We start from the raw sequence: 20,331 nt of genomic DNA, 5'->3' as shown, positions 1-20,331 counted from the left end.
TGTCGTTTGCGTTGCCGCTACAGTGGCAGCAGACGTCTTACTACTCCACTGGAATGCCGGGGTTGACGGTATCGTCTCGGCGAACGCGTCCGTGGCTTTGAGTGATAGCACGATGCCAGCTGACGAGTTCTCCTTTCTCGGACTATCCAACTCGGGAGAAACCGGCCGCGCTTCGTACGGAGGCGATCTGAGACCATCCACTGCTCCGAGTATAACCATCTACAATATCTTGTAGTTTTATAGACGCTCGAGCGCTACCCCGGGCCGCGATCAATGTCCGAACAGACCAGACGTGACGTGCTTCGACTCACGACAGCATCGACGACCGCCGGTGTTCTCACGATCGGTTCGGCCGCGGCGGTCGCACAATCGACCGATTCCGAGTGGCAACGGGCCGAGTCGCCGACCGGAAAGGCACTTAACGATGCCGTCGATGCCGCCACGGGCCCGTTCGCGGCCGGTGCCGACGGGAACGTCCTCGCTCGACGGGAGAACGGCTGGCAGAAAGTCGTCGCCTACGGTCCGCAGGCTCGAAGCCGTCGCCTGACCGGAATCGACGCGACCGACGACGGGAAAGCGGTCTGGTTCGTCGGCGGAAGCGGCGTCATCGGCGAGTACAACGTCGAAACGCGGACGCTGACGAACTACTCCGCGCCGAAGGGAAAAACGAGCACCTGGGAGGACTGCGCAGTCCGGGGAACCGCCGGCGAGAACGAGCAGGTCTACTTCGTCAACGGTTCCGGCGAACTGCTAGTCGGCGTTCGACAGGACAGTGGGGCGATGAAATACGAGACGGTGATCAAACCCGGCGGCGGGTCGACTATCCCGGCGGTCGACTTCACCACTCGAGAGGCAGGTCACGTCTGCAGCACGAGCCAGTTGGTCGCGGAGACGTTCGACGGCGGAAGCACGTGGTCGCAGATCGGTATCGACTTCGCAGGCGGTGCGTTCTACGACCTCGCGAGTCGGGGCAAAACGGACGTGAACGTTGCCGCCGGCGCCGGAATCATCTACCGCTACGATGGCTTTCGCTGGACGCCTCACGTCGTCGACGACAAGCGCCGGGCGATCCGGGCCGTCGACCGTGTCGAGACCGACGGCCTCGCGGCCGGTGACGGCGGTGCAGTCTACAAGCGCCAGTCGGTGGGCCAGTGGCAGCAGTACGAAACCCCGGTCGAAACGAAACTGGACGGCGTCGCGAAGGGGTCGACGTACGACGTCGCCGTCGGCGACGGCGGAACGATCCTCGAGCGATCCGTCGGCGAAACTGACAGTGACGTCGATGACGGTAACACGACCATCACCGGCGGCAACAGCACAAATTCGACGGAAAACACGACCACGATGCTCTCGATCCAGATCGCCGACGACGAACCGCTGTCGGTCGAGCGCCACGTCGACGGGGAGTGGATCTGAGCGCCCGAATCGCACGCTCGCTGCGACCGGCCCGGGCCGAACGGCGGGTCACTCGAGTGCGTACCAGTCGAATCGTTCGATCGCGTACCGATAGGAGACGAACGGCGCGATCAGTCCCCCAATCAGGACGGTCCAGGCGCCGACCGTGATCGCGCGGGCGGGAACCACGACCTCGGAGAGCGGTGTCAGGGCCGACAGCGACGAGAGCAATCCGGCGATTAGTTCGGGAGCTTCGAGGTAGAGCACCAGGCCTGCGACTGCGGGGAGTAAGATCCCGAGCGTGTATACGAGGAATGCCGTCTTGCTCGGCATTACCGCTTCGCGGTTGTTGGTGACCTTGACGCTGCCAAAGCGAGGGAACGCGGTGCCGATACCCGATGCGAGCGCCGGCGTTGCGACCGCGCCAGCGGTGGTCCCGACGACGAGCGCTGCGGTCTGCTCGAGCGAGAGTGGACTCACGACGCCGAACGCGATCGAGACGACGAGTGCGAGCGGGACGCTGACGAGCGAACCGGCGAGCATGCGACCGCGAATGGCCTGTCGGCCGGTGAGCGTCGAGGTTACGACGGCGGGGAGGGCGGGTCCCAGGTCGCCCAGCGGGTTGAGCGTGAACAGGACACCGGCGGCCCAGATCACGTACAGACAGAACGCGACAGCCATGAACGAGGGAATCGTGCCGCTCTCGATGATTTGCTGTGCGAAGCCGATGGCGCCGAACAGCGGGTAGGCGGCGTACGCCAGTCGAATCGGTGCTCGTTTCGTTCGGCGTATCGCCGTCACCGTGACCGTCCGGACGGGGCTCGAGACGGCACCCGAAAGGAGTCCGGCGAGTCGGTCGGACGATGGTTCCGCTTCGACTTCCTCATCCTCAGTTCGTGCCGGATCGGAGAACCAGTGGATCCGTGCAGACGGGACTGCGACGGCGACTGCGAGTCCGACGACGACCACAGTGCCGACGGTCGCACCTCCGAGTCCCATCGCCGACGGCTCGACGCCGGGGATACCGAGCAACAGCACGTGGCCGGGCCAGCCTAGCGGGCTCGATTGCAACGTGGTAAACAGCGTCTGGAGTACGGTATTGAACCCGCCGGTCGCGATTACGCCGAAATAAACGAGCCAGAACACGGCAAACAGCAGGGTGCGGTACCGGGCGACTGGTTCGTAGACGGTGATGAGGTGGCGGATCCAGATTCCGACGACGAAACCGACGGGGACGGCCGTAACCAGAACGAGACCGATCAGGACGGTCGCGACGATTACCGGAAGCGCCGTTCCCGCGCCGTACGCGAACGCTGACGCGAAGAGAACCGTCACCGGAAGAACCCAAATCGCAAAGAGCATCAGTTCCGTCGCGATGACACCGACGACGGCGTTTCGGACAGTCGTCGACAGCAGAAGGAACGCCGGCTCGTCGACGTCGGCGACCGTCGTGACCGTCCGCATGGCCGTCATGATGACCAGAAAGAGCCAGATGACGGCTGTGCCGCCAGTGACGACATTGGTCACCGTCCCAGCGGTGTCCGCCGTGATCCCGTTCGCTGCCGCCTCTCCCAATCGGGGGAGAAAGAGTAGTCCGATGGCCGTGACCGGCCCGAGCATGAACACGGCGACCGCGACCATCAGGAGTAGTTTCGTCCGATTACCGGCCACTGCCCGAATCGTGCGTCGGAGTTCCGTTCTGGTGATCGAGGCGGTGGCGTGTACCATCACCGTCCACCTCGCTTCGAGTGCAAATTGCGGGGAACCGTGGATCTCATAGGTACAGTACATTCGAGTCGTATGCCCAGTAAATTGTTTGGATTTCTGTCACGCTATTTGTGGGCGGGAGTCGTTCTCGGAACGCGATTCGGTCTCGGTCCCGCCGGTGACCCGTACAAAAATAATCGAACACGCAGGACCCCGCCCTGAAACCGATCGGATCGGGCATTCGCCGCGTATCTGGCGCAGGTCGACGAATCCGATCGGGCGATCCGCTGATCGTACGAGGCGACGTGGCAGAACGTGTTCCCGCCATCGCCCCATATGACATATCTTTAACTACACCCGAACGAAGGGACCCGTATGGCCCCTGTCGATACCCTCGCCATCGAAACCGACGGATTGACCAAGCGTTATGGCGAGACGATTGCCGTCTCGGATCTGACCACGGACGTCGAGCGAGGCTCTGTCTACGGGTTTCTCGGACCAAACGGTGCGGGAAAGACGACCACGATGCGGATACTGACGACATTGACGAAACCGACGTCTGGGACTGCTCGCGTCGCTGGCCACCCGATCACGGACCGTGAATCCGTCACCCGGCACATCGGCTACCTTCCCGAAGAACCGCCCGTCTACGACGAACTCACCGGCCGTGAACAACTCGAGTACGCGGCCGGACTGCGAGACATCCCGGACGAGAAGGCGGCGGCACGCATCGAGTCGATGCTCGAGCGGTTCGACCTCCTGGCGGACGCGAACAAACGCATCGAAGATTATTCAAAGGGGATGCGCCAGAAGGTCGGCGTCGTCCAGGCAGTGTTGCACGAACCCGACGTCGCCTTCCTCGACGAGCCCACGAGCGGCCTCGATCCCCGCGCCGCCCGAACCATGCGGGACACGATCGCAGACCTCGCCGATCGGGAGATGACGATCTTCCTCTCGACACACATTCTCCCCGTCGTCGACGAACTGGCCGACGTGATTGGCGTGTTGCACGACGGGAGGCTCGTCGCCGAGGGCGACCCCGAGACGCTCAAGACTCGCGCCGAGACAGGCGACGCGCGTAGCCTCGAGGACGCCTTCCTCGAGATCACCCGCGAACCGGGCGAACGGGAACGTCCAGAACAGCCGGCCGAATAACGTTCGGCCCGAGTAGCCAGAACGACTGAGGCCGCTCGAGAAACGTGTAGAACACCTCACGTTCGTTCTGTGGCTCTCGTTTACCGTCATCTTTTTGTTCGATACAGCCGTACTGAGATGCTGGAGGTGAGACACGATGGTACGGAGAGACATCACCGGTATCGACAGTGGTTCTCGGCTCACGGAGCGGCCCTCGACGATCGATCGATACGATATATTGCTCGGCTCGATTCCGGCCGCTTTCGCAGTGGCATACCTCGCCAGCCGTCTTTTCGGACTCCCGCTTGAGGCGGCCGTGCTCGGTGGTGTAGCCATCGCAGCGCTCGCCATGTTCGACGGACTGTTTTTCCGGCCGCCGTCCGGGCTTCGAGGAACGTAATACCACGCAACGCTCGTCCGTGACGGCCTCGAGTTACCGGCCGTCGCTCACCAGCGGTATTTCGAGTCAGTCGTCCCGATCGGTTTGCGGGCCCCGATCGCCATCGACTTGCGGTTGCACACTCGCTTCCGTCGGTCGCTCCGCGAGGAGAGACGCGGTCTCTGATCGCCACCGCTAAAACGATCGGGCCCGCTGGGTTCGATATGGAGTATCACGAGGCGGCGGACTTCTGTTTCGATCTGCGGCGGTTCCGCCCGAAGCCGGGCACGGAGTCGACGGCCCGGCTATTGGCACACCTCGAGGACCCACACGCCGACGTCGATTTCGTCCAGATCGCCGGTTCCAACGGGAAAGGCAGTACGGCCCGAATGCTCGAGCGGACGCTGCGGGAAGCCGGGTATTCCGTCGGCCTCTATACGTCGCCCCACCTCGAGGACCTTCGCGAGCGGATTCGCGTCGACGGTCGGAAAATTCCGCGGGCGGCCGTCTGTGACTTCGTCGAATCTGTCCGCGAATACATCACGGACCGCGCGGCCGACGGGGAGTCCCCCACGTTCTTCGAAACGATGACTGCTATGGCCCTGTGGCAGTTCGGTCGCGAAGACGTCGACGTCGCCGTCCTCGAGGTCGGTATCGGCGGCAAATACGACGCCACGAGCGTCATCGACCCGATCGCGAGTGCGGTGACGAGCGTGACGCTCGAGCACACGGGCATTCTCGGCGACACGGAAGCCGAAATCGCCCGCGACAAAGCTCACGTTTCCCCCGACGACGTCCCGCTGGTGACCGGTGTCACCGGCGCCCCGCTCGAGGCAATCCGCGACGTGGCCGGCGAGGTGGTGACCGTCGGGACCGCGACGGACGCAGCAGACGCGAGCGAGCGTGGAGACGCCGAGGGTTCGCCGTCTCGGCCAGACGTCCGCGTCGCCTACGGTGGACGGACGAACCACACCGAGGCCGCCGTTTCGATCGAGGCTGAAGGTTGGCACGTGGAGACGCAGGTTCCACTGCTGGGCGAGCATCAGGCCGTCAACGCCGGAATCGCCGCCGCGATCGCAGCACAGGTCGGCGACGTCTCGGACGCTCACCTCGAGCGCGGACTCCGAAGCGCCTACTGGCCGGGCCGGTTCGAGGTGATGAACACGGAGCCGCTGGTCGTATTAGACGGTGCGCACAATCCAGGCGCCTGTGAGCGACTCGCTGAAACGCTCGAAACCTACGACTACGACCGCCTCCACATCGTCTTCGGTGCGATGCACGACAAGGACCACCGCGCGATGGTCGACGCACTACCGACGCCGGATGCCGTCGTCACAACCGAACCGTCTCTCGACCGCGCCGAAGATCCCGCCGTCCTGGCAGCAGCGTTCGACGACGCCGGTGCCGGTTCGGCTCGGGTCGAGGCTGCGGTTCAGGACGCTCTCGCGACCGCACTCGACGAAGCCGACCGCGACGACTGTCTCCTCGTCACTGGCTCCCTGTTCGCGGTCGCGGAGGCCCGCTCGCGATGGACCCGAACCGACGTTCCGAAGCGCGTCCGCGACCTCTCGGACGCGCAGGAGGCGCTCGAGGATGCGAACGTCGCCGCAGGCGATATCGAGCGACTGGACGGGGACGCCGTCCACCGAGTCGTCAGGACGGCACTCCGCGATCGGCAGGCGAAGGTTCTGAAAGCGGAACTGCTCCGACTCGGCGGCGAGTGTGCCCTCTCCGGCCTCGAACGGGACGACGAGACCGTCGACGCCGTCCTGATGGGAACGCTCACGCAGTTCGAGGCCCTCGTCGAGCGCCTCGAGGCTCGCACTCGACCCCATGGACTGACTGATACCGCCCGGGAATTACGCGACATCCTCCAGCGGGATGCCGGCGCGGTCGATGGCGACGGCGGTGACGGCGCCGACGCCCGACGAGCGACCCCGGCTCGTTCGACGGGCGTGTCCCGCCCAGTCGACGGGAGCGAGGCCGTCTTTCCCTGGACGGACCGAACGGCAGTGATGGGCATTCTGAACGTCACTCCCGACAGCTTCCACGACGGCGGTCGGTACGACGCCGTCGAGGACGCTGTGGCTCGCGCCGAGTCGATGGCCGAAGCCGGCGTCGACGCGATCGACGTCGGCGGGGAGTCGACGCGGCCGGGGGCGGACCCCGTCCCGATCGACGAGGAACTGGACCGCGTCGTCCCAGTGGTCGATCGCATCGCCGACCTGGATACGCAAATTTCGGTCGACACCCGCCGGGCCGCCGTCGCCGACGCGGCGCTCGAGGCCGGTGCCGACATCATCAACGACGTCTCCGGGCTCGAGGATCCCGAGATGCGCTTCGTCGCCGCCGAGCACGATGCGGGGCTGGTCGTGATGCACAGTATCGATGCGCCAGTCGTGCCCGACCGCGATATCGAGTACGACGACGTCGTCGCGGACGTCATCGATCGCCTCTCCGAACGGGTGTTGCTGGCCGAGAAGGCCGGCCTCGACCGCGAGCGTATCATCGTCGATCCCGGCATCGGTTTCGGCAAATCTTCGGCCGAAAGCTTCGAACTGCTCGATCGAATCGACGAGTTTCACGCGCTCGGGTGCCCGGTGCTGTTCGGGCACTCCCACAAGAGCATGTTCGCCCGGGTCGGCCGGGATCACGGCGAGCGACTCGAGGCGACCGTCGCGGCCACCGCGCTCGCGGCCGACCGTGGTGCCGACATCGTCCGCGTCCACGACGTTCCCGAGAACGTCGCCGCGGTCCGGACGGCGCTTTCGACGCGCGACCCCGAGCGGTTCGACTGGTCCGCTTAATCCGCGTTTTCGACCATCACTTCGGTCGCTTTGATTACCGCGTTGACCTCGTCGCCCTCGTCGATTCCGAGTCGGTCCACTGAATCACTCGTTATCACCGCCGTGACGGTCTGTCCGCCGTTCGTCTCGATTTCGATGTCGGCCATAATGCCGTCCGTCTCGAGCGACTGTACAGTTCCCTGAAGTCGATTGCGAGCACTCAGTGCCATACGTGGTACAACCGTACTGGGCGAGTTATAACTCGCTGCCGGCACGCGCAACATGACGGTTCCATCCATTTTTCGCCCATCGCCCGCCGTCCATTTCTCGTCACCTGTCACCGACGCCCGATTCGTCTGCCGCCGGTCCACACCCCAGCGATCGATGCTGACAGTATCGGCAGTGATCACCCGCCGTCGTCTCCGAAAACGAGGGGTCGTCGACTGCCTCGAGCGTCTCGAGGACGGCGTCCCACGAGGGTAGTTCGTCGACGTCGAAGAGGTCGACGCCGGGTCCTTCGACGTCGCCGACGTAGACGTAGCCGACGGCTGCGATCGGTTCGTCGAACCGATCGGCACAGGCCCGACGGTAGAGCGCGAGTTGGACGGCGTCGTCGGGAGCGATTCGTTCGGCGGTGGTCTTGTAATCCAGCACGGCGAGGCCGCCGTTGGGGAGTCGCCGAACCGTGTCGACGAATCCGACGACGGCTCCCGTCACGCCAGCCACGTCCTCGAGCGAGAACGGCAATTCCGCCGCCAGAGGATCCCAGTCGGCGACCGGCCGGTCGAACGCGGGTGCCGTCGCATCGAAGTAGCGGTCGACGCACGCGAGAACGGACGCGCGGTGCTCAAGCAGGTCGCGCGCAGTGAGCTGTCGAATAGCTGCGTCGCGCCACGCGGCTCGAGTCTCGTCGCCTCGGTGGAACGCCTCCTCGGCGACGTCGTGGAAGACGGTGCCGACGATTCGCGAGGCCGCCTCGTCCATCGAGACGGGTATCCTGCCGTTCGTACCCGTCGTCTCGACACGTCCTCCCGTCGTCTCGAGCGGATCGTCGATCGCGCGGACGACGTAATCGAGATAGTGCTTCCGGGGACAGGTCTCGTGGGTGTCGATCGCGGAGTAGCTGTGGCGCATCGCGACCGGAACGTCGGTCGCCGACGCGAGCGTCTCGACCGGGAACCGAACGGTGTCGGTCGTCAGTGCGGACGGCTGGCGGCCGCCTGGAACCGGCGTGAGCGGGTCGCCCTCGTCGCTCCGCAACTGTCCGCCGGCGTCGCTCGCCGTGTCGGCCACCGCCAACAGAGTGCCGTCGCGAAGCAGCCGTCCCAATCGGTGCACGATTTCAATCGCGTGGCGGGTCTCGAGCGGTTCGCCGGACCGGTCTCCGTCGGTTGCGTAATAGGTGATCGTTCCCGGGCGAACGCCCGCTGAGGCGGTGATTTCGTCCGTGCGATCGACGACAGTTTCGGGATACGTCTCTCGCACCCGTTCGAAGCTCTCGGTCAGCGACGACCAGAGGTCCATCCGCTGACCGGTGACCGACCACTCAATGTCGGCCGCCAGGCACGCCTCGGCAGTCGACGCCGCGAGCTCGTCTTCGTCGCCGTCGTACTCGTAGTTCGATCCGAAGATGAACAGGTGGTTCTCGGCCCGCGTGAGCGCGACGTGGAGTACGCGCCATTCCTCGCTGACCCGCTCGGTAGACAGGTCAGCGAGCAAGGGTGACGTCACGTCCTCGTCGAGCGTCGCGGCCAATAGCCCGTACCGCGCTCGCTCGACGTAGTCCCCGTCGACGCACCACTCCTCGTCCGAGAGGTATGGCACGAGGACGGTGTCGAACTCGAGGCCCTTGGCCTGGTGGACCGTCATAACGTCGACGCTGTCGGTGGATCGGGTCCCGCGGGTTCGGTCGCTTCCGCCGCTTCGGAGCGTCTGTGCGAGCGCCTCGACGAACTCCGTCGAGAGCGACTGGACGACGCCATCGGAGCCGTACGCCGCGACGAATCGCTCGATGCGGTCGAATTCGGCCCGTTCTTCGCTCGAGCAGAACCACTCGATTCGAGTGCGTTCCCGGAACCGGCGGACGAATCCCGAAAGCGGGTACACGTCCCGGAACCGCTCGAGCGCAGTGAGGTGGTCTCGAGCCCGTTCGACTCGGTCTGGCTGCTCGAGTCGATCCGGCCGTTCGCCCGTCTCGGTAGCTTCGCCCGTCGTCTCTGCGTTCATCACCGCCTCGTACAGCGACCCGTCCCGCACGTGAAGCGTCCGCAGATCGCCTTCGGTGAGCCGGTATCGGTAGAGGAGCACGCGCCGGAGGTGCGCATCCGCGTCCGGATCAACGAGCACCCGGAGGTACGAGAGGACCGTCTGCATCCCCGGCGAAATCTCTCCCTGCGGCGAGCCGGAAATCTCGTGGGGGATCTGTCGTTCCCGGAGTTCGTCCGCGACCGTCTGTGCATGACGGTTGGTTCGGACGATGACGGCGATATCGCTCAGCGACCGCCGAGGGACGTTCTCGGCTGCGCCGTTCAACAGCCGTGAGACCATCGTCGCGACCTGTTCAGCCGTCGACTGCGTCATCCCGTCGCTCTCGATTTTGACCACACGGTCCGGCGGTTCGTCTTCGTCGTACGTTCCGGGCGTCCGCCCGTCCTCGCGAAGCGTCTTCGAAACGTGCGGTCCGTACGCACAGCCGTTGGTCAGATCGAGAATCTCCTGTCTCGAACGAAAGTTGAGCTCGAGCTCGATCGCTTCGTGGTCGTCGTAGGCGTCGGCCAGTCGGTCCAATCCCTCGTGGTCGGTGCCGCGCCAGCCGTAGATCGCCTGGTCTTTGTCGCCGATCGCGAGCAGATCCGGTCGGTCATGGCCGTCGGTGAGTTCGGTGAGCAATGCGAACTGCGTCCTGTCGGTATCTTGAAATTCGTCGCAGTAGACCTGCGTCCACTGGCCCGTAATTTCGTCCGCGATCGATTCGTCCGTCAGTAGTTCGGTTGCCGTCCGTACCAACTCGTCGAAGTCCATCGTCCGCTCGGCCGCGAGGTACTCGTGGTAATCCGCGTAGACGTCGGCGTAGTGACGCGCCAACCGGAGGAATTCGACGTACTGTCTCAGGCGGCCGAACGGGGTCTGTTCGATTCGTTTCGTGGCCTGTCCCCAGATTTCGTTGCCGAACAGCGCCCGCGGCACGTGCTTCGTGCTCCGATCCTCGAGCGTGAGCACCTCGATTGTATTCGTGACGCACTGCTGGAGGGCTCTGAGGTAGCGATCCACGTCGCGAACCACCTCGTCGTCGCGGAAGGCCGCCGGCGCCTCGGCGATTTTCTCCCGGCAGTACGAGATGAGTTTGCCGTAGTCGACCAGCGACTCTCGGGCGCCGTCCAGGTGTTCGTCCCGATTGAAGTATCGGAGCGCCTCGTTGTCGAACGACAGTTCCTCCGCCGCGGTTCGCTCGAGCCACAGGACGAACTCGGTGCACAGCTCGAGCGTTCGAACTGGCGGGAGGCCGTCCTGCAGGTGGTCGGGCGTGATGTTCTCCCGGCTCATCGCCTGAATGAACCGGTCGACCGACGCAGTGAGGTCGGTCGGCGCCCCGTTGTTGCGGGTCGCTGCGGCCGCGAACTCGTAGTCGGTTTCGGCGAGCAGCTGACCGATGATCCGCTGTCGGGTTCGCTCGGTGACGACGTCGAATTCGGGCGAGTATCCGAGATAGTACGCGTACTCACGGACGAGCCGGTAACAGAACGAATGGTAGGTGAAGACGTCGACCGTCGCCGCGTCGTCGGGGTTGAGCCGCTCGGTGATCGCCGTGCGAATGCTCGCGGCGGCCTCGTTCGCGAACGTTAACACGAGAACGTCGTCCGGTTCGACCTCGCCCTGGTCGATCGCTCGCTCGAGTCGAACGAGCATCGTCGTCGTCTTCCCCGTTCCGGCACCCGCGTCGACCGAGGTACACGCTGCGGCGCTGTCGATGACCGCCTGCTGGTTCCCCTTGGGTTCGATGTCGGACGGGGATGCCGGCTCGGTGGGACGGTCCGGTCGGGTGTCCTCAGCCATCGAAGCGAACCTCCCGTGCGAGATACTCCTGACAGCAGACGGTGTAGCCGCAGTTCGGACAGGCGTTCGCTTCGATCTGCGCCCACCGCTCGGCGGGATCGAACGACTCCGAGACGAGGGTGGCCGCGAGCGATGCGAGCCGACCGTCGACGGTTTCGTTTCGATGGTCGTGAGTCATGCCGAAGGTGTGGTGGTCGACGTAGACGTCGGTCAGATCGACGACGTCGAGGCTCGTCTCGACCGTGTTCTGGATCCAGTTCACCGATAGCGTGGATCGGTCGGCCAGCGGAATCTGAACGTATCGACAGGTGGAATCGGCGAGGCCACGCCGGTCGCGGAAGTCGCGGAGCCCGTCGAGGACGACGGCGGTCTCGAAGAGCGCCCCCACCGGGTCCGGTTCGAAAACGTCCGTCTCGCCCCCAAAGTGGTCCCTAAAGCGGGTAGCGACGTCACCCTCCCAATCGGACCGGTAGCGGAGCTGTCCCAGCGGCGCGAGCGTGGGGACGAACCGGACGCCGACGAGCGATGCCCCGTCGCTCGTGACGTAGTCGACCGACGCATCTATCGTCACCGTCCTCGCTTCTGTTTCTCCGGTCCGCTCAGCTTCCCCCGTTTCCGTCAGGTCGATCGTACTCGAGAGTGCCAGCCCCGGTCCCGTCAGTTCGTCGCGGGGTGTCGCGGCGCTCAATCGCTCGATCCCCGCAGCGTGGTCGGTCCCGACGTGGTGGATGTAGGCGTCGATCGTCGCCTCGAGGACGCGTCGTTCGTGACGGCGCTGGGCGACGGAGTGGAAGCGTTCGTCGTGATCCGACCAGAGACTCGAGAGTCGATCGTGGGCGACGGACTCGAGGCGATCGCAATCCGTTTCGCCGCTTCGAAGCGTATCACAGATCGCAGTTCGCAGCAGGTCGACGCGCTCTCCGACCGTCCCCTCGTCGTCGCTCCCCTCGAGTCCGTCGACGTGGGCGAACTCGTACCGTCGAGGGCAGTGAAGAGCGGTCCGGATCCCGCCGACGGAGAGCGACGCGTCGCTCGAGTCGGCCTCAGTCATCGCGCACCACCTCGCCCGCTGCGAACTCGAACTGCGAGCGGACCGCCTCGACGAGTTCCTCGTCGACGTCGTCGTCCGCGAGGACGACCGCGATCTCCTCGAACAGTCCTTCCGTTTCCCCGAGGTCGGCCATTCCCCCGGTGCTTGCCTCACGAAGCACCCGCTCGAGTTCGCCGCGGGGCTGATCGAGCAGCGCCTCGAGCGCGTTCGACTCGCCGTGAATCGCCGCGTCCGCGTGAGCGTCGACGTCCTCGAGTTCGAATTCGGGAACCGACTCGATCAGTTTCAGGTAGCGCGACTGGTCGTAGGTTCGGCGCAGACCGTCTGCACTGCGTTCGTACGAGCAACAGTAGAGGACGTGCTCGGCTGATCGAAACCCGAGCGCGAGCCGTCGGCGGGACCGCTGGGCGTGGTAGGCCTCGAACGGATCGCCGACGTCGGCCGCGTCGATCGGTTCGAACGTCTCGGTGATCTCGTCGACGGCAGGGTCGGTGACCGCGGGGTACGCCGTCATCTCTCGGAGCCACGCCGTCGGAAAGAGTTGCGTGAGGAACTGCTTACCCGGATAGGTCTCGTCGATCAGATCGAGCAGGAACACCACCTTCCGCGAGTCGTACTTCAGACCGTCGACGGCACAGACGGCGACGCCACCGACCGGCGGCTGGGTCTCCACCGCGTGGACGTACGGCGCATCGTACTGGATGGTCCGCCGGAGCATCCGGCGTAATCCCTGCCAGTCCGGACCGACGAGGTCCGTCTCCTCGACGAACGCTGCGATTTCCAGTACGCGCCGGACGCCCTCGTACTGTTCGCGAGCGTCGACCCAGTCCTCCTCGCGGGCAATTCGCCCCTTCAGATCCGTGCGGCGGATCCATCGCTCGAGCGAGCGTCGGACGCTCGCCCCGTCAGTATTCTCGAGCATGTCCGACGAGAATGACGGGACTCGAGTTCGAAGGCGATCCATCGACCGATCGACCGGTTCGCTCGCGTTGCCCGCGGGGTCTGCAGGATCGATCCGCGCGCTCCAGTCGTCATCGCGCTCGCGTACGCACTGGAGCGTGACGACCGCATAGAGTTCGTTCACCGCCGGGTCTTCCGCCAGCGAGGGGGTGCCGATCGTTGCGGTCGGCACGCCGGTTTCCCGGAGCCGTCGTCTCGTCTCTGGCACCCGTTCGATTCGCGGAACCGCCACGGCGAATTCGTCGAAGGGCCAGTCGCGGCGGTCGTGAAGCGACTGGATTTCGGTGGCGACCGCACGGACCTGTTCGCGGGCCGTTCCGGTGTGGATGCGTCTCGCCCGTCCGATCGGATCGGTGGTCCTCGCGTTCCCGGCCAGGTACTCGGTCTCGTCTTCGGTGTCCGTCGTCCAGCCCGGTGGGCTACCCGTGGCGAGAAACTCCGTGATCGGTCGGTGCGGCGGGTCGTCCCTGCGGTCGGTCGCGTCAGGCTCGCGCACCTCGACGTCGAGGCCCGCTGCGCTTGCGCTCGCGGCGACCCCGCCGGGTTCGATTCGCGTTCGCACGACGCTGGCGTGGCGCTCGCCGAAACAGACGAGTTCGGCGTCCTCGGTTAGCGCCGCGAGATACCGTCGGTCGAGTTCGCGGTACTCCTCGAACTCGACGGCGAGGATGGCGTCGAACGAGGCGGTATTGCGGCTTCGTAGCCCGTCTGCGTCCCCCTCGAGCAATTCGACGGCCTGCGGGATCACGTCCGCCCGCTCGACGTAGCCGCGGTCCTCGATTTCTGCGTGGAACCGGTCGTTCATCGCGTACAGGAAGGCCAGACAGTCGTGCGGGTCGTTCAGGTCGTCGAGACGGATTCGCTGGCGGGTCGCCTCGAGCAACAGTTGCCCGACGTCGCGGGCGAAACTCTCGTGACCGGCGGCGCGTCGGAGGTACGCCGGGACCGTCCGGCTGGCGCCGTCGATAACGAGCGAAATGAGTTCGATCCGTTCTTCGTACTCGAGGCGGGACAGCGTCGGATCGTACTCCTCGATGAGCTTCGAGGCGTGTTCGGGCAGCGACTCCACGCGGGGCGAGCGCGCCACGCCGTCGGACCGCTCGCGGTCAGCATCGGCCAGCGTCGCGGATATCGACTCGAGGCCCGCCGGATGTCGTTTCAGGACCAATACGTTCCGCGGCCCGTACTCGTCGACGAGGTCGGCGTACTCCGTTGCGATCGCCGCGAACACGTCGCTACTCTGTGCTGGTTCGGGAAAGAGCGCACACGTTCCCTCGAGAGCGGGCGGCGATGATACCATCGATTGATACGTCACCGAATATTGCGGAGTTGATATTTAAATGTAGGCACGATACGAACGGTCCGTCTGCGTGCGCTGCCGTCTTTTGACAGTGTCGGTCCAATAACCCTTATAGTGTATAACCAATAGGATTCCGTATGGAGGATATTTTCGTTGCCCGAGTAATGTCCACGACGGTACACACCGTGACGCCGGACACGCTCGTCGAAACGGCAGCCCAGGTGATGCTCGACAACGGGATCGGTTCGGTCGTCGTCGTCGACGACGACAACCGACTCGAAGGGATACTGACGACGACGGACTTCGTTCGGATCGTCTCCGAGCGACAGCCGAAAGATCAGACCCCGGTTTCGACGTACATGAGTACGGATGTGGTTACGACCACGGCACAGGATCGCATCCGAGACGCAGCGGACACGATGGTCGATCACGACTTCCACCACATTCCCGTGGTCGACGACGAGGAAGGCGTCATCGGGATGGTCACGACATCCGATCTGGCCGGGTACCTCTCGCGCGTTCAGGCGCCGAGTCCTAGCGAGTAGGCGGCGCGATTCAGCCGCCGATTTTCGAGCCCTCGACGACGAAGCGGTCGAATCGTCGCGATTTGTCGCCCTCAGTTAGTCCCCGCCGCGGTCGCTGTCGGAATCGCGATCAGGGTCGGCGGTTCGCTCGCCGTCGTCCTCGGCCATCCAGCGGACCGTGTCATCGAGTAGATCCCGCAACGCACGAGCCTCCGCCAGCGTCAGTGCGACGTCCGCGTGGCCCGTTCCGTGGTCGCCGGCCATCGCGTCGATGGTCACGATCACACGATGGTCCCGGTCGGATTCCGGTCGGACCGAGATATCGGCCCTGTCCGGGTAGTCCCGCGGTGGCCCCATCTCGAGGTCGGTTTCGCCGCGAGTGACGCCAATCTCGACTCGCTCGGGGTGCTCGAGGTCGAACGAGTCAGTCGGAGTCTCGTCGATCGGAGTCGGCTTCGCTGGTGCGTTCCGGTCGTCGGGCATGCGTATTCGTTCTTCACGCCCCTCCTTGGTTGTGTTCCCGTTCGGACCGCGTTCGGCGCGTGGGCCGTCTGGATCGCCGGCCCGATAGACTCGCAGTGTGATCCTCGGCCGGTAGGGAAGACATCCTTATCACGAGAACCCGGTGGTCGCTACTGACGATATCCCCTTCGAAAGACCTGCACGGTTCTGTCGATCTCCGTCACCGGCCCCTCGGGATTCTTATTCGCGCTGTCGAACGCGGCGACCTCGACCCCACTACGGCGAAAGACAAACTGGAAGCCATGGACGAGGTCGATGCGCGGCTTAGCGTCCGCCTGCTTCGACGTGCGGAGCGATTGATTGATGATGCAGCAGAAATGTAGCGTACCAGGCCTGCTGGGCCGTCTCAGTCGTCCATCGGCGCCGACACGGGCTCGACGCGCTCGCCACGGGGCCCCTCGAGGTCGACCTTCGGGAGCAGATCGCGCAGGTACCGACCGGTGTGGGAGCCCTCGAGACGGGCGACGTCCTCCGGCGTGCCGGTGGCGACGATTTCGCCGCCGTTCTCGCCTCCCTCGGGGCCGAGATCGATGATGTGGTCGGCGTTCTTCACGAGGTCGAGTTCGTGCTCGATGACGGCGACGGTGTTGCCGTTGTCGGTCAGTCGATGGAGGACGTCGATGAGCTTGCGCTCGTCCGCCGAGTGGAGGCCGGTCGTCGGTTCGTCGAGCAAGTAGAGCGTCTCACCCGAGTCCTTCTTGCCGAGTTCCTCGGCCAGCTTGATGCGCTGGGCTTCCCCGCCGGAGAGCGTGGTGGACGGCTGGCCGAGCTTCATGTAATCGAGGCCGACGTCTTTGAGCAGTTTGAGGCGGCGTCGGATCTGGCTCGAGGACTCGAAGAAGTCGTAGGCCTCCTCGACCGACATCTCGAGGATGTCGGCGATGGTCCTGCCCTTGTAGGTGACGTCGAGCGTGGCGTCGTTGTAGCGTGCGCCGTCGCACTCTTCGCAGGGAACGTACACGTCCGAGAGAAAGTTCATCTCGATCTTGACGGTGCCCTGTCCGCCGCACTCCTCGCAGCGGCCGCCCTTGACGTTGAACGAGAATCGTCCCTTCTCGTAGCCGCGCTGTTTGGCGAGTTTCGTCTCCGCGAACAGCTCGCGAATGTAATCGAAGACGTTCGTGTACGTGGCCGGGTTCGACCGGGGCGTGCGGCCAATCGGCGACTGGTCGATCAACCGAACCGTCTCGATCGCATCGAGTCCCCCGAGGGCGTCGTGGTCGCCCGGAATGACGGACGTGTTGTCGTTCATCCGGCGGGCGAGCCCCTTGTAGAGGACTTCGTGTATGAGGGTGGACTTTCCGGACCCGGAGACGCCCGTGATCGCGGTAAAGCAGCCGATCGGGATGTCGACGTCGAGATCCTTCAGATTGTGCTGGCGCGCGCCACGGATGGTCAGCGCGCCCTCGGGTTTCCGTCGTTCGTCGGGGACCGGGATCTGCCGGCGGCCGGAAAGGTACTCGCCCGTTATCGATTCCTCGGCGGCTTTCACCTCCTCGACCGGTCCGTTGACGACGACCTCGCCGCCGCGCTTGCTCGGGCCGGGCCCCATGTCGATGACGTTGTCCGCCCGGCGCATCGTCTCCTCGTCGTGTTCGACGACCAGTAGCGTGTTGCCCAGATCGCGCAACTCCTCGAGCGTGTCTAGCAACCGGTCGTTGTCCCGCTGGTGGAGCCCGATCGACGGCTCGTCGAGGACGTACAACACCCCGACGAGGCCGGAGCCGATCTGCGTGGCCAACCGGATGCGCTGGCTCTCCCCGCCAGAGAGCGTCGAGGCCTCGCGGTCGAGCGTGAGGTACTCGAGGCCGACCTCGCACATGAATCCGAGGCGGGCGCGGATCTCTTTCAGGATCTCCTCGGCGATCACCTTCTCGCGCTCAGTGAGGTCCGCCTCGAGCGACTCGAAGTGCTCGAGTGCGTCCCCGATGCTCATCGCGTTGATCTCCGTGATCGCGGTTTCGTCGACCAGCACGGCACGGCTCGCGGGCTTGAGGCGGGTGCCGTCGCAGGCTGGACACTCCGTGACCGACATGTAGTCCTCGATGTGGTCCCGTGTCGAGTCCGAGTCGGTCTCTACGTACCGTCGCTCGAGGTTCGGAACGACTCCCTCGAAGCGCTTTCGCTTCCGTCGAGTGCCGTTCTTGGTGTGTCGCTCGAACAGCACCTGGCCGTCCGTCCCGTAGAGGAACGCCTGCTGGACATCCGCATCGAGGTCCTCGAACGGCGTCGACAGCGAGATGCCGAAGTGCTCCGCGACTGCGTCCAGTCGAGTCCTGTAGTACGACCGGTTGTAACTCCAGGGCTCGAAGGCGTGCTTGAGCGGCTTGGACTCGTCTTGCAGGACGAGGTTCTCGTCGATCTCTTTGGTCTCGCCCAGGCCTTCACACTCGGGACACGCGCCGTGAGGCGAGTTGAAGGAAAAGGAGCGGGTCTCGATCTCTGGGACGTCGATCCCGCAGTGAGTACAGGCCAGATCCTTCGAAAATTCGACGACGAAGCGGTCGTCGTCTTCGGCTTCGTCACCGAGTGCGCCCGTCCGCCGGGCCTCCTCGCCGAGGTCCGCGGCGACGTCCGCCGAGGCGTCCGGAAGAATGACCTTCAACACGCCGTCGGCCTCCTCAAGTGCCGTTTCGACGCTGTCGATGATTCGCGGTCTATCCTCAGCCGAGACTTTCACGCGGTCGACGATCACGTCGACCGTGTGGTCGAAGTTCTCGTCCAAGTCCGGTTCGTCGAGGGTGAGGTCGTGTTCCTTGCCGTCGACCTCGACGCGAGCGTACCCCTCCGAGACGAGTTCCTCGAAGAGGTCCTCGAACGCACCCTTCTGGTCGCGGACCACCGGGGCCGCGAGTTTTGCCTTGGTTCCGTCGGGGAGTTCGAGGATGCGCTCGACCATGTTCTGGGCCGACTGCTCACCGACCTCACGACCGCACTCGGGACAGTGAGGCGTGCCGACGCGGGCGTAGAGCAATCGCAGGTAGTCGTGTAGTTCCGTGACTGTCCCGACGGTCGAACGGGGGTTGTTCGCGGCGTTTTTCTGGTCGATCGAAATCGCCGGCGAGAGGCCCTCGACGGTCTCGACCTGGGGTTTGTCCATCTGGCCCAGGAAGTTCCGGGCGTACGCCGAGAGGCTCTCGATGTAACGGCGCTGCCCTTCTGCGTAGACCGTCTCGAACGCAAGCGAGGACTTGCCCGATCCCGAGAGACCGGTGACGACGGTGAACGCTTCGCGGGGGATCGAAACGTCGAGATCCTTGAGGTTGTGTTCTTCCGCACCTCGCACTTCGATTGTGTCCTTGCTCATCGTTCGGTCGCGACTGTGGACTCTTTCGTTCGTCGATGCGGTACCAGATTCATTGTATCTGTATCAGTAGCCCGAGCGACTTAACGAGTCTGAAAGACTAATGCCAGGTGGTATGCTAGCACTCGTCTACGAGCATCACGATCTACTCCGAACAACCGCTGGCCAAACTGGTCGTCCGTTCGGCCAGATACTCGCTCGATACGTCCGAGGGACCTCGGTTCCCCGTCGTTCGACCATCCCGTGACGGGGAGGTCCGTCGACCCCGCATCCAACGGGAAATTCGCTACGCTGGTGTCACTCCCGATCGAGGTACTCCGTCTGTCCGCCGTCTTCCGATTCGCCGACTTCCTGCGGATCGACGTGGACGAACACGTCGTCGACTTCCGGGATGGTACGGATGGTCGCTGCGACCGCGGACTCAAGGTCGTGTGCCTCCCTGAGCGTCAGGTCGCCCTCGACCTCGATGTGAAGGCTGACGTCGACCTCCGGGCCGACGTAATGGGCGACAATGTCGTGGGCACCGCGGACCTGCGGATGGGTGAACGTCCGCCGGAGTATCTCCTCGCGGAGTTCCGGCGGCGGCGCCGCACCGACGAGGTACCCGACGTTATCCCTCGCGATGTCGTACCCCGTGTAGAGAATGCCCACCGCGACTACGGAGCCCGCGAGCGGATCGAGAAGGGGATATCCCGCTGTCGAGCCGAGCACGCCCGATAGCGCCGCAGCCGCGGTGAGGATGTCGTTTCGGTTATCGAGTGCCGTCGCGGTCGTGGCAGGCGAATTGTATTCGTCGGCGACCCGCAGACAGTAGCGGTAGAGCCCGTACTTCACCACCGCGCTCGCGGCGAGCACACCGACCGCCCACGGACCGACGACGACGGTGTAGTCGCCGGCTACGAGCGTCGTGGCCGAGCGATAGAGGATCGTACCGCCTGCGCCGAACACCCCCACAGCGACGAACAGCGAGACGAACGGCTCGATGCGTTCGTGTCCGTGCGGATGACCGAAGTCCGGTGGCTGAGTAGTGACGTAGAGCCCGGCGAGAACGACGACGCTGTACAGCGCGTCAGCGGCGCTGTTGACCGCCTCCGAGCCGACGGCGTAGCTTCCGGTCGTCCACCACACCGCGCCCTTCGCAGCGGCCAGCACGAGGTTCACGGCGAGCACCACGGCGCCGACGCGCCGGACGGCACCCCGTCGGTCCATCGCGTGG

Annotated in this window: 13 protein-coding genes; 5 read left to right on the top strand and 8 right to left on the bottom strand. The window is 64.7% G+C overall.

Annotated features, from left to right (window positions below):
- The first annotated feature begins 273 nt into the window (after nucleotides 1-273).
- The gene (locus tag NJU76_RS04655) at nucleotides 274-1,416 is read left to right on the top strand and encodes a beta propeller repeat protein (RefSeq protein ID WP_254531619.1); all 1,143 of its coding nucleotides are present in this window, start codon (nucleotides 274-276) and stop codon (nucleotides 1,414-1,416) included.
- Between the two features lie 48 nt (nucleotides 1,417-1,464).
- On the opposite strand, the gene NJU76_RS04650 is transcribed toward NJU76_RS04655, so the two are convergent.
- Nucleotides 1,465-3,123, bottom strand: coding sequence for a hypothetical protein (locus NJU76_RS04650; RefSeq protein WP_254531618.1), 1,659 nt, complete (start codon nucleotides 3,121-3,123; stop codon nucleotides 1,465-1,467).
- Between the two features lie 354 nt (nucleotides 3,124-3,477).
- Between NJU76_RS04650 and NJU76_RS04645 the strand changes: the two genes are divergently transcribed.
- The 3 genes from NJU76_RS04645 (at nucleotide 3,478) to folP (ending at nucleotide 7,422) form a co-directional block, all read left to right on the top strand.
- On the top strand, nucleotides 3,478-4,257 hold the full coding sequence (locus NJU76_RS04645; protein ID WP_254531617.1) for an ABC transporter ATP-binding protein: 780 nt from the start codon (nucleotides 3,478-3,480) through the stop codon (nucleotides 4,255-4,257).
- Nucleotides 4,258-4,393: 136 nt separating this feature from the next.
- A complete protein-coding gene (locus NJU76_RS04640) occupies nucleotides 4,394-4,636 on the top strand; it encodes a DUF8015 family protein (protein WP_254531616.1) in 243 nt (80 codons plus the stop codon).
- A 203-nt stretch (nucleotides 4,637-4,839) separates the two neighbouring features.
- Nucleotides 4,840-7,422, top strand: coding sequence for a dihydropteroate synthase (gene folP / locus NJU76_RS04635; RefSeq protein WP_254531615.1), 2,583 nt, complete (start codon nucleotides 4,840-4,842; stop codon nucleotides 7,420-7,422).
- Here the strand turns inward: folP and NJU76_RS04630 are convergent.
- The 4 genes from NJU76_RS04630 to NJU76_RS04615 form a co-directional block, all read right to left on the bottom strand.
- Nucleotides 7,419-7,631: a TOBE domain-containing protein gene (locus NJU76_RS04630; RefSeq protein ID WP_254531614.1), complete on the bottom strand. Its 213-nt coding sequence runs from the start codon at nucleotides 7,629-7,631 to the stop codon at nucleotides 7,419-7,421. The genes folP and NJU76_RS04630 overlap by 4 nt on opposite strands.
- A 100-nt stretch (nucleotides 7,632-7,731) precedes the next feature.
- Nucleotides 7,732-11,454 carry a UvrD-helicase domain-containing protein gene (locus NJU76_RS04625; RefSeq protein ID WP_254531612.1) on the bottom strand — a complete coding sequence of 1,241 codons (3,723 nt, stop codon included), beginning with the start codon at nucleotides 11,452-11,454 and terminating at the stop codon, nucleotides 7,732-7,734.
- Complete coding sequence (locus NJU76_RS04620) at nucleotides 11,447-12,505, bottom strand: PD-(D/E)XK nuclease family protein (RefSeq protein ID WP_254531611.1); 1,059 nt, start codon at nucleotides 12,503-12,505, stop codon at nucleotides 11,447-11,449. The genes NJU76_RS04625 and NJU76_RS04620 overlap by 8 nt, the downstream gene beginning before the upstream one ends.
- Nucleotides 12,498-14,765 carry a hypothetical protein gene (locus NJU76_RS04615; protein WP_254531610.1) on the bottom strand — a complete coding sequence of 756 codons (2,268 nt, stop codon included), beginning with the start codon at nucleotides 14,763-14,765 and terminating at the stop codon, nucleotides 12,498-12,500. The genes NJU76_RS04620 and NJU76_RS04615 overlap by 8 nt, the downstream gene beginning before the upstream one ends.
- A gap of 137 nt (nucleotides 14,766-14,902) precedes the next feature.
- Between NJU76_RS04615 and NJU76_RS04610 the strand changes: the two genes are divergently transcribed.
- Nucleotides 14,903-15,310, top strand: a complete 408-nt coding sequence (locus tag NJU76_RS04610) for a CBS domain-containing protein (protein WP_254531609.1) — start codon at nucleotides 14,903-14,905, stop codon at nucleotides 15,308-15,310.
- 75 nt (nucleotides 15,311-15,385) lie between these two features.
- On the opposite strand, the gene NJU76_RS04605 is transcribed toward NJU76_RS04610, so the two are convergent.
- The 3 genes from NJU76_RS04605 to NJU76_RS04595 form a co-directional block, all read right to left on the bottom strand.
- A complete protein-coding gene (locus tag NJU76_RS04605; RefSeq protein WP_254531607.1) occupies nucleotides 15,386-15,772 on the bottom strand; it encodes a hypothetical protein in 387 nt (128 codons plus the stop codon).
- 385 nt (nucleotides 15,773-16,157) lie between these two features.
- Nucleotides 16,158-19,118, bottom strand: a complete 2,961-nt coding sequence (gene uvrA, locus NJU76_RS04600; protein ID WP_254531605.1) for an excinuclease ABC subunit UvrA — start codon at nucleotides 19,116-19,118, stop codon at nucleotides 16,158-16,160.
- Between the two features lie 294 nt (nucleotides 19,119-19,412).
- A complete protein-coding gene (locus tag NJU76_RS04595; RefSeq protein ID WP_254531604.1) occupies nucleotides 19,413-20,324 on the bottom strand; it encodes a cation diffusion facilitator family transporter in 912 nt (303 codons plus the stop codon).
- Between the last annotated feature and the right edge of the window lie 7 nt (nucleotides 20,325-20,331).

This window comes from Natrinema gelatinilyticum, from assembly GCF_024266705.1.
Taxonomy (GTDB): Archaea; Halobacteriota; Halobacteria; order Halobacteriales; family Natrialbaceae; genus Natrinema; species Natrinema gelatinilyticum.
The sequence above is the reverse complement of the archived record's forward strand: the minus strand, read 5'-3'. Positions and strand labels throughout refer to the sequence as shown.

Excerpts from the sequence above, each read along its gene's own strand:
- NJU76_RS04655 (WP_254531619.1), top strand. The coding sequence starts at position 274 with ATGTCCGAACAGACCAGACGTGACGTGCTTCGACTCACGACAGCATCG.
- NJU76_RS04650 (WP_254531618.1), bottom strand. The coding sequence starts at position 3,123 with ATGGTACACGCCACCGCCTCGATCACCAGAACGGAACTCCGACGCACG.
- NJU76_RS04645 (WP_254531617.1), top strand. The coding sequence starts at position 3,478 with ATGGCCCCTGTCGATACCCTCGCCATCGAAACCGACGGATTGACCAAG.
- NJU76_RS04640 (WP_254531616.1), top strand. The coding sequence starts at position 4,394 with ATGGTACGGAGAGACATCACCGGTATCGACAGTGGTTCTCGGCTCACG.
- folP (WP_254531615.1), top strand. The coding sequence starts at position 4,840 with ATGGAGTATCACGAGGCGGCGGACTTCTGTTTCGATCTGCGGCGGTTC.
- NJU76_RS04630 (WP_254531614.1), bottom strand. The coding sequence starts at position 7,631 with ATGGCACTGAGTGCTCGCAATCGACTTCAGGGAACTGTACAGTCGCTC.
- NJU76_RS04625 (WP_254531612.1), bottom strand. The coding sequence starts at position 11,454 with ATGGCTGAGGACACCCGACCGGACCGTCCCACCGAGCCGGCATCCCCG.
- NJU76_RS04620 (WP_254531611.1), bottom strand. The coding sequence starts at position 12,505 with ATGACTGAGGCCGACTCGAGCGACGCGTCGCTCTCCGTCGGCGGGATC.
- NJU76_RS04615 (WP_254531610.1), bottom strand. The coding sequence starts at position 14,765 with ATGGTATCATCGCCGCCCGCTCTCGAGGGAACGTGTGCGCTCTTTCCC.
- NJU76_RS04610 (WP_254531609.1), top strand. The coding sequence starts at position 14,903 with ATGGAGGATATTTTCGTTGCCCGAGTAATGTCCACGACGGTACACACC.
- NJU76_RS04605 (WP_254531607.1), bottom strand. The coding sequence starts at position 15,772 with ATGCCCGACGACCGGAACGCACCAGCGAAGCCGACTCCGATCGACGAG.
- uvrA (WP_254531605.1), bottom strand. The coding sequence starts at position 19,118 with ATGAGCAAGGACACAATCGAAGTGCGAGGTGCGGAAGAACACAACCTC.
- NJU76_RS04595 (WP_254531604.1), bottom strand. The coding sequence starts at position 20,324 with ATGGACCGACGGGGTGCCGTCCGGCGCGTCGGCGCCGTGGTGCTCGCC.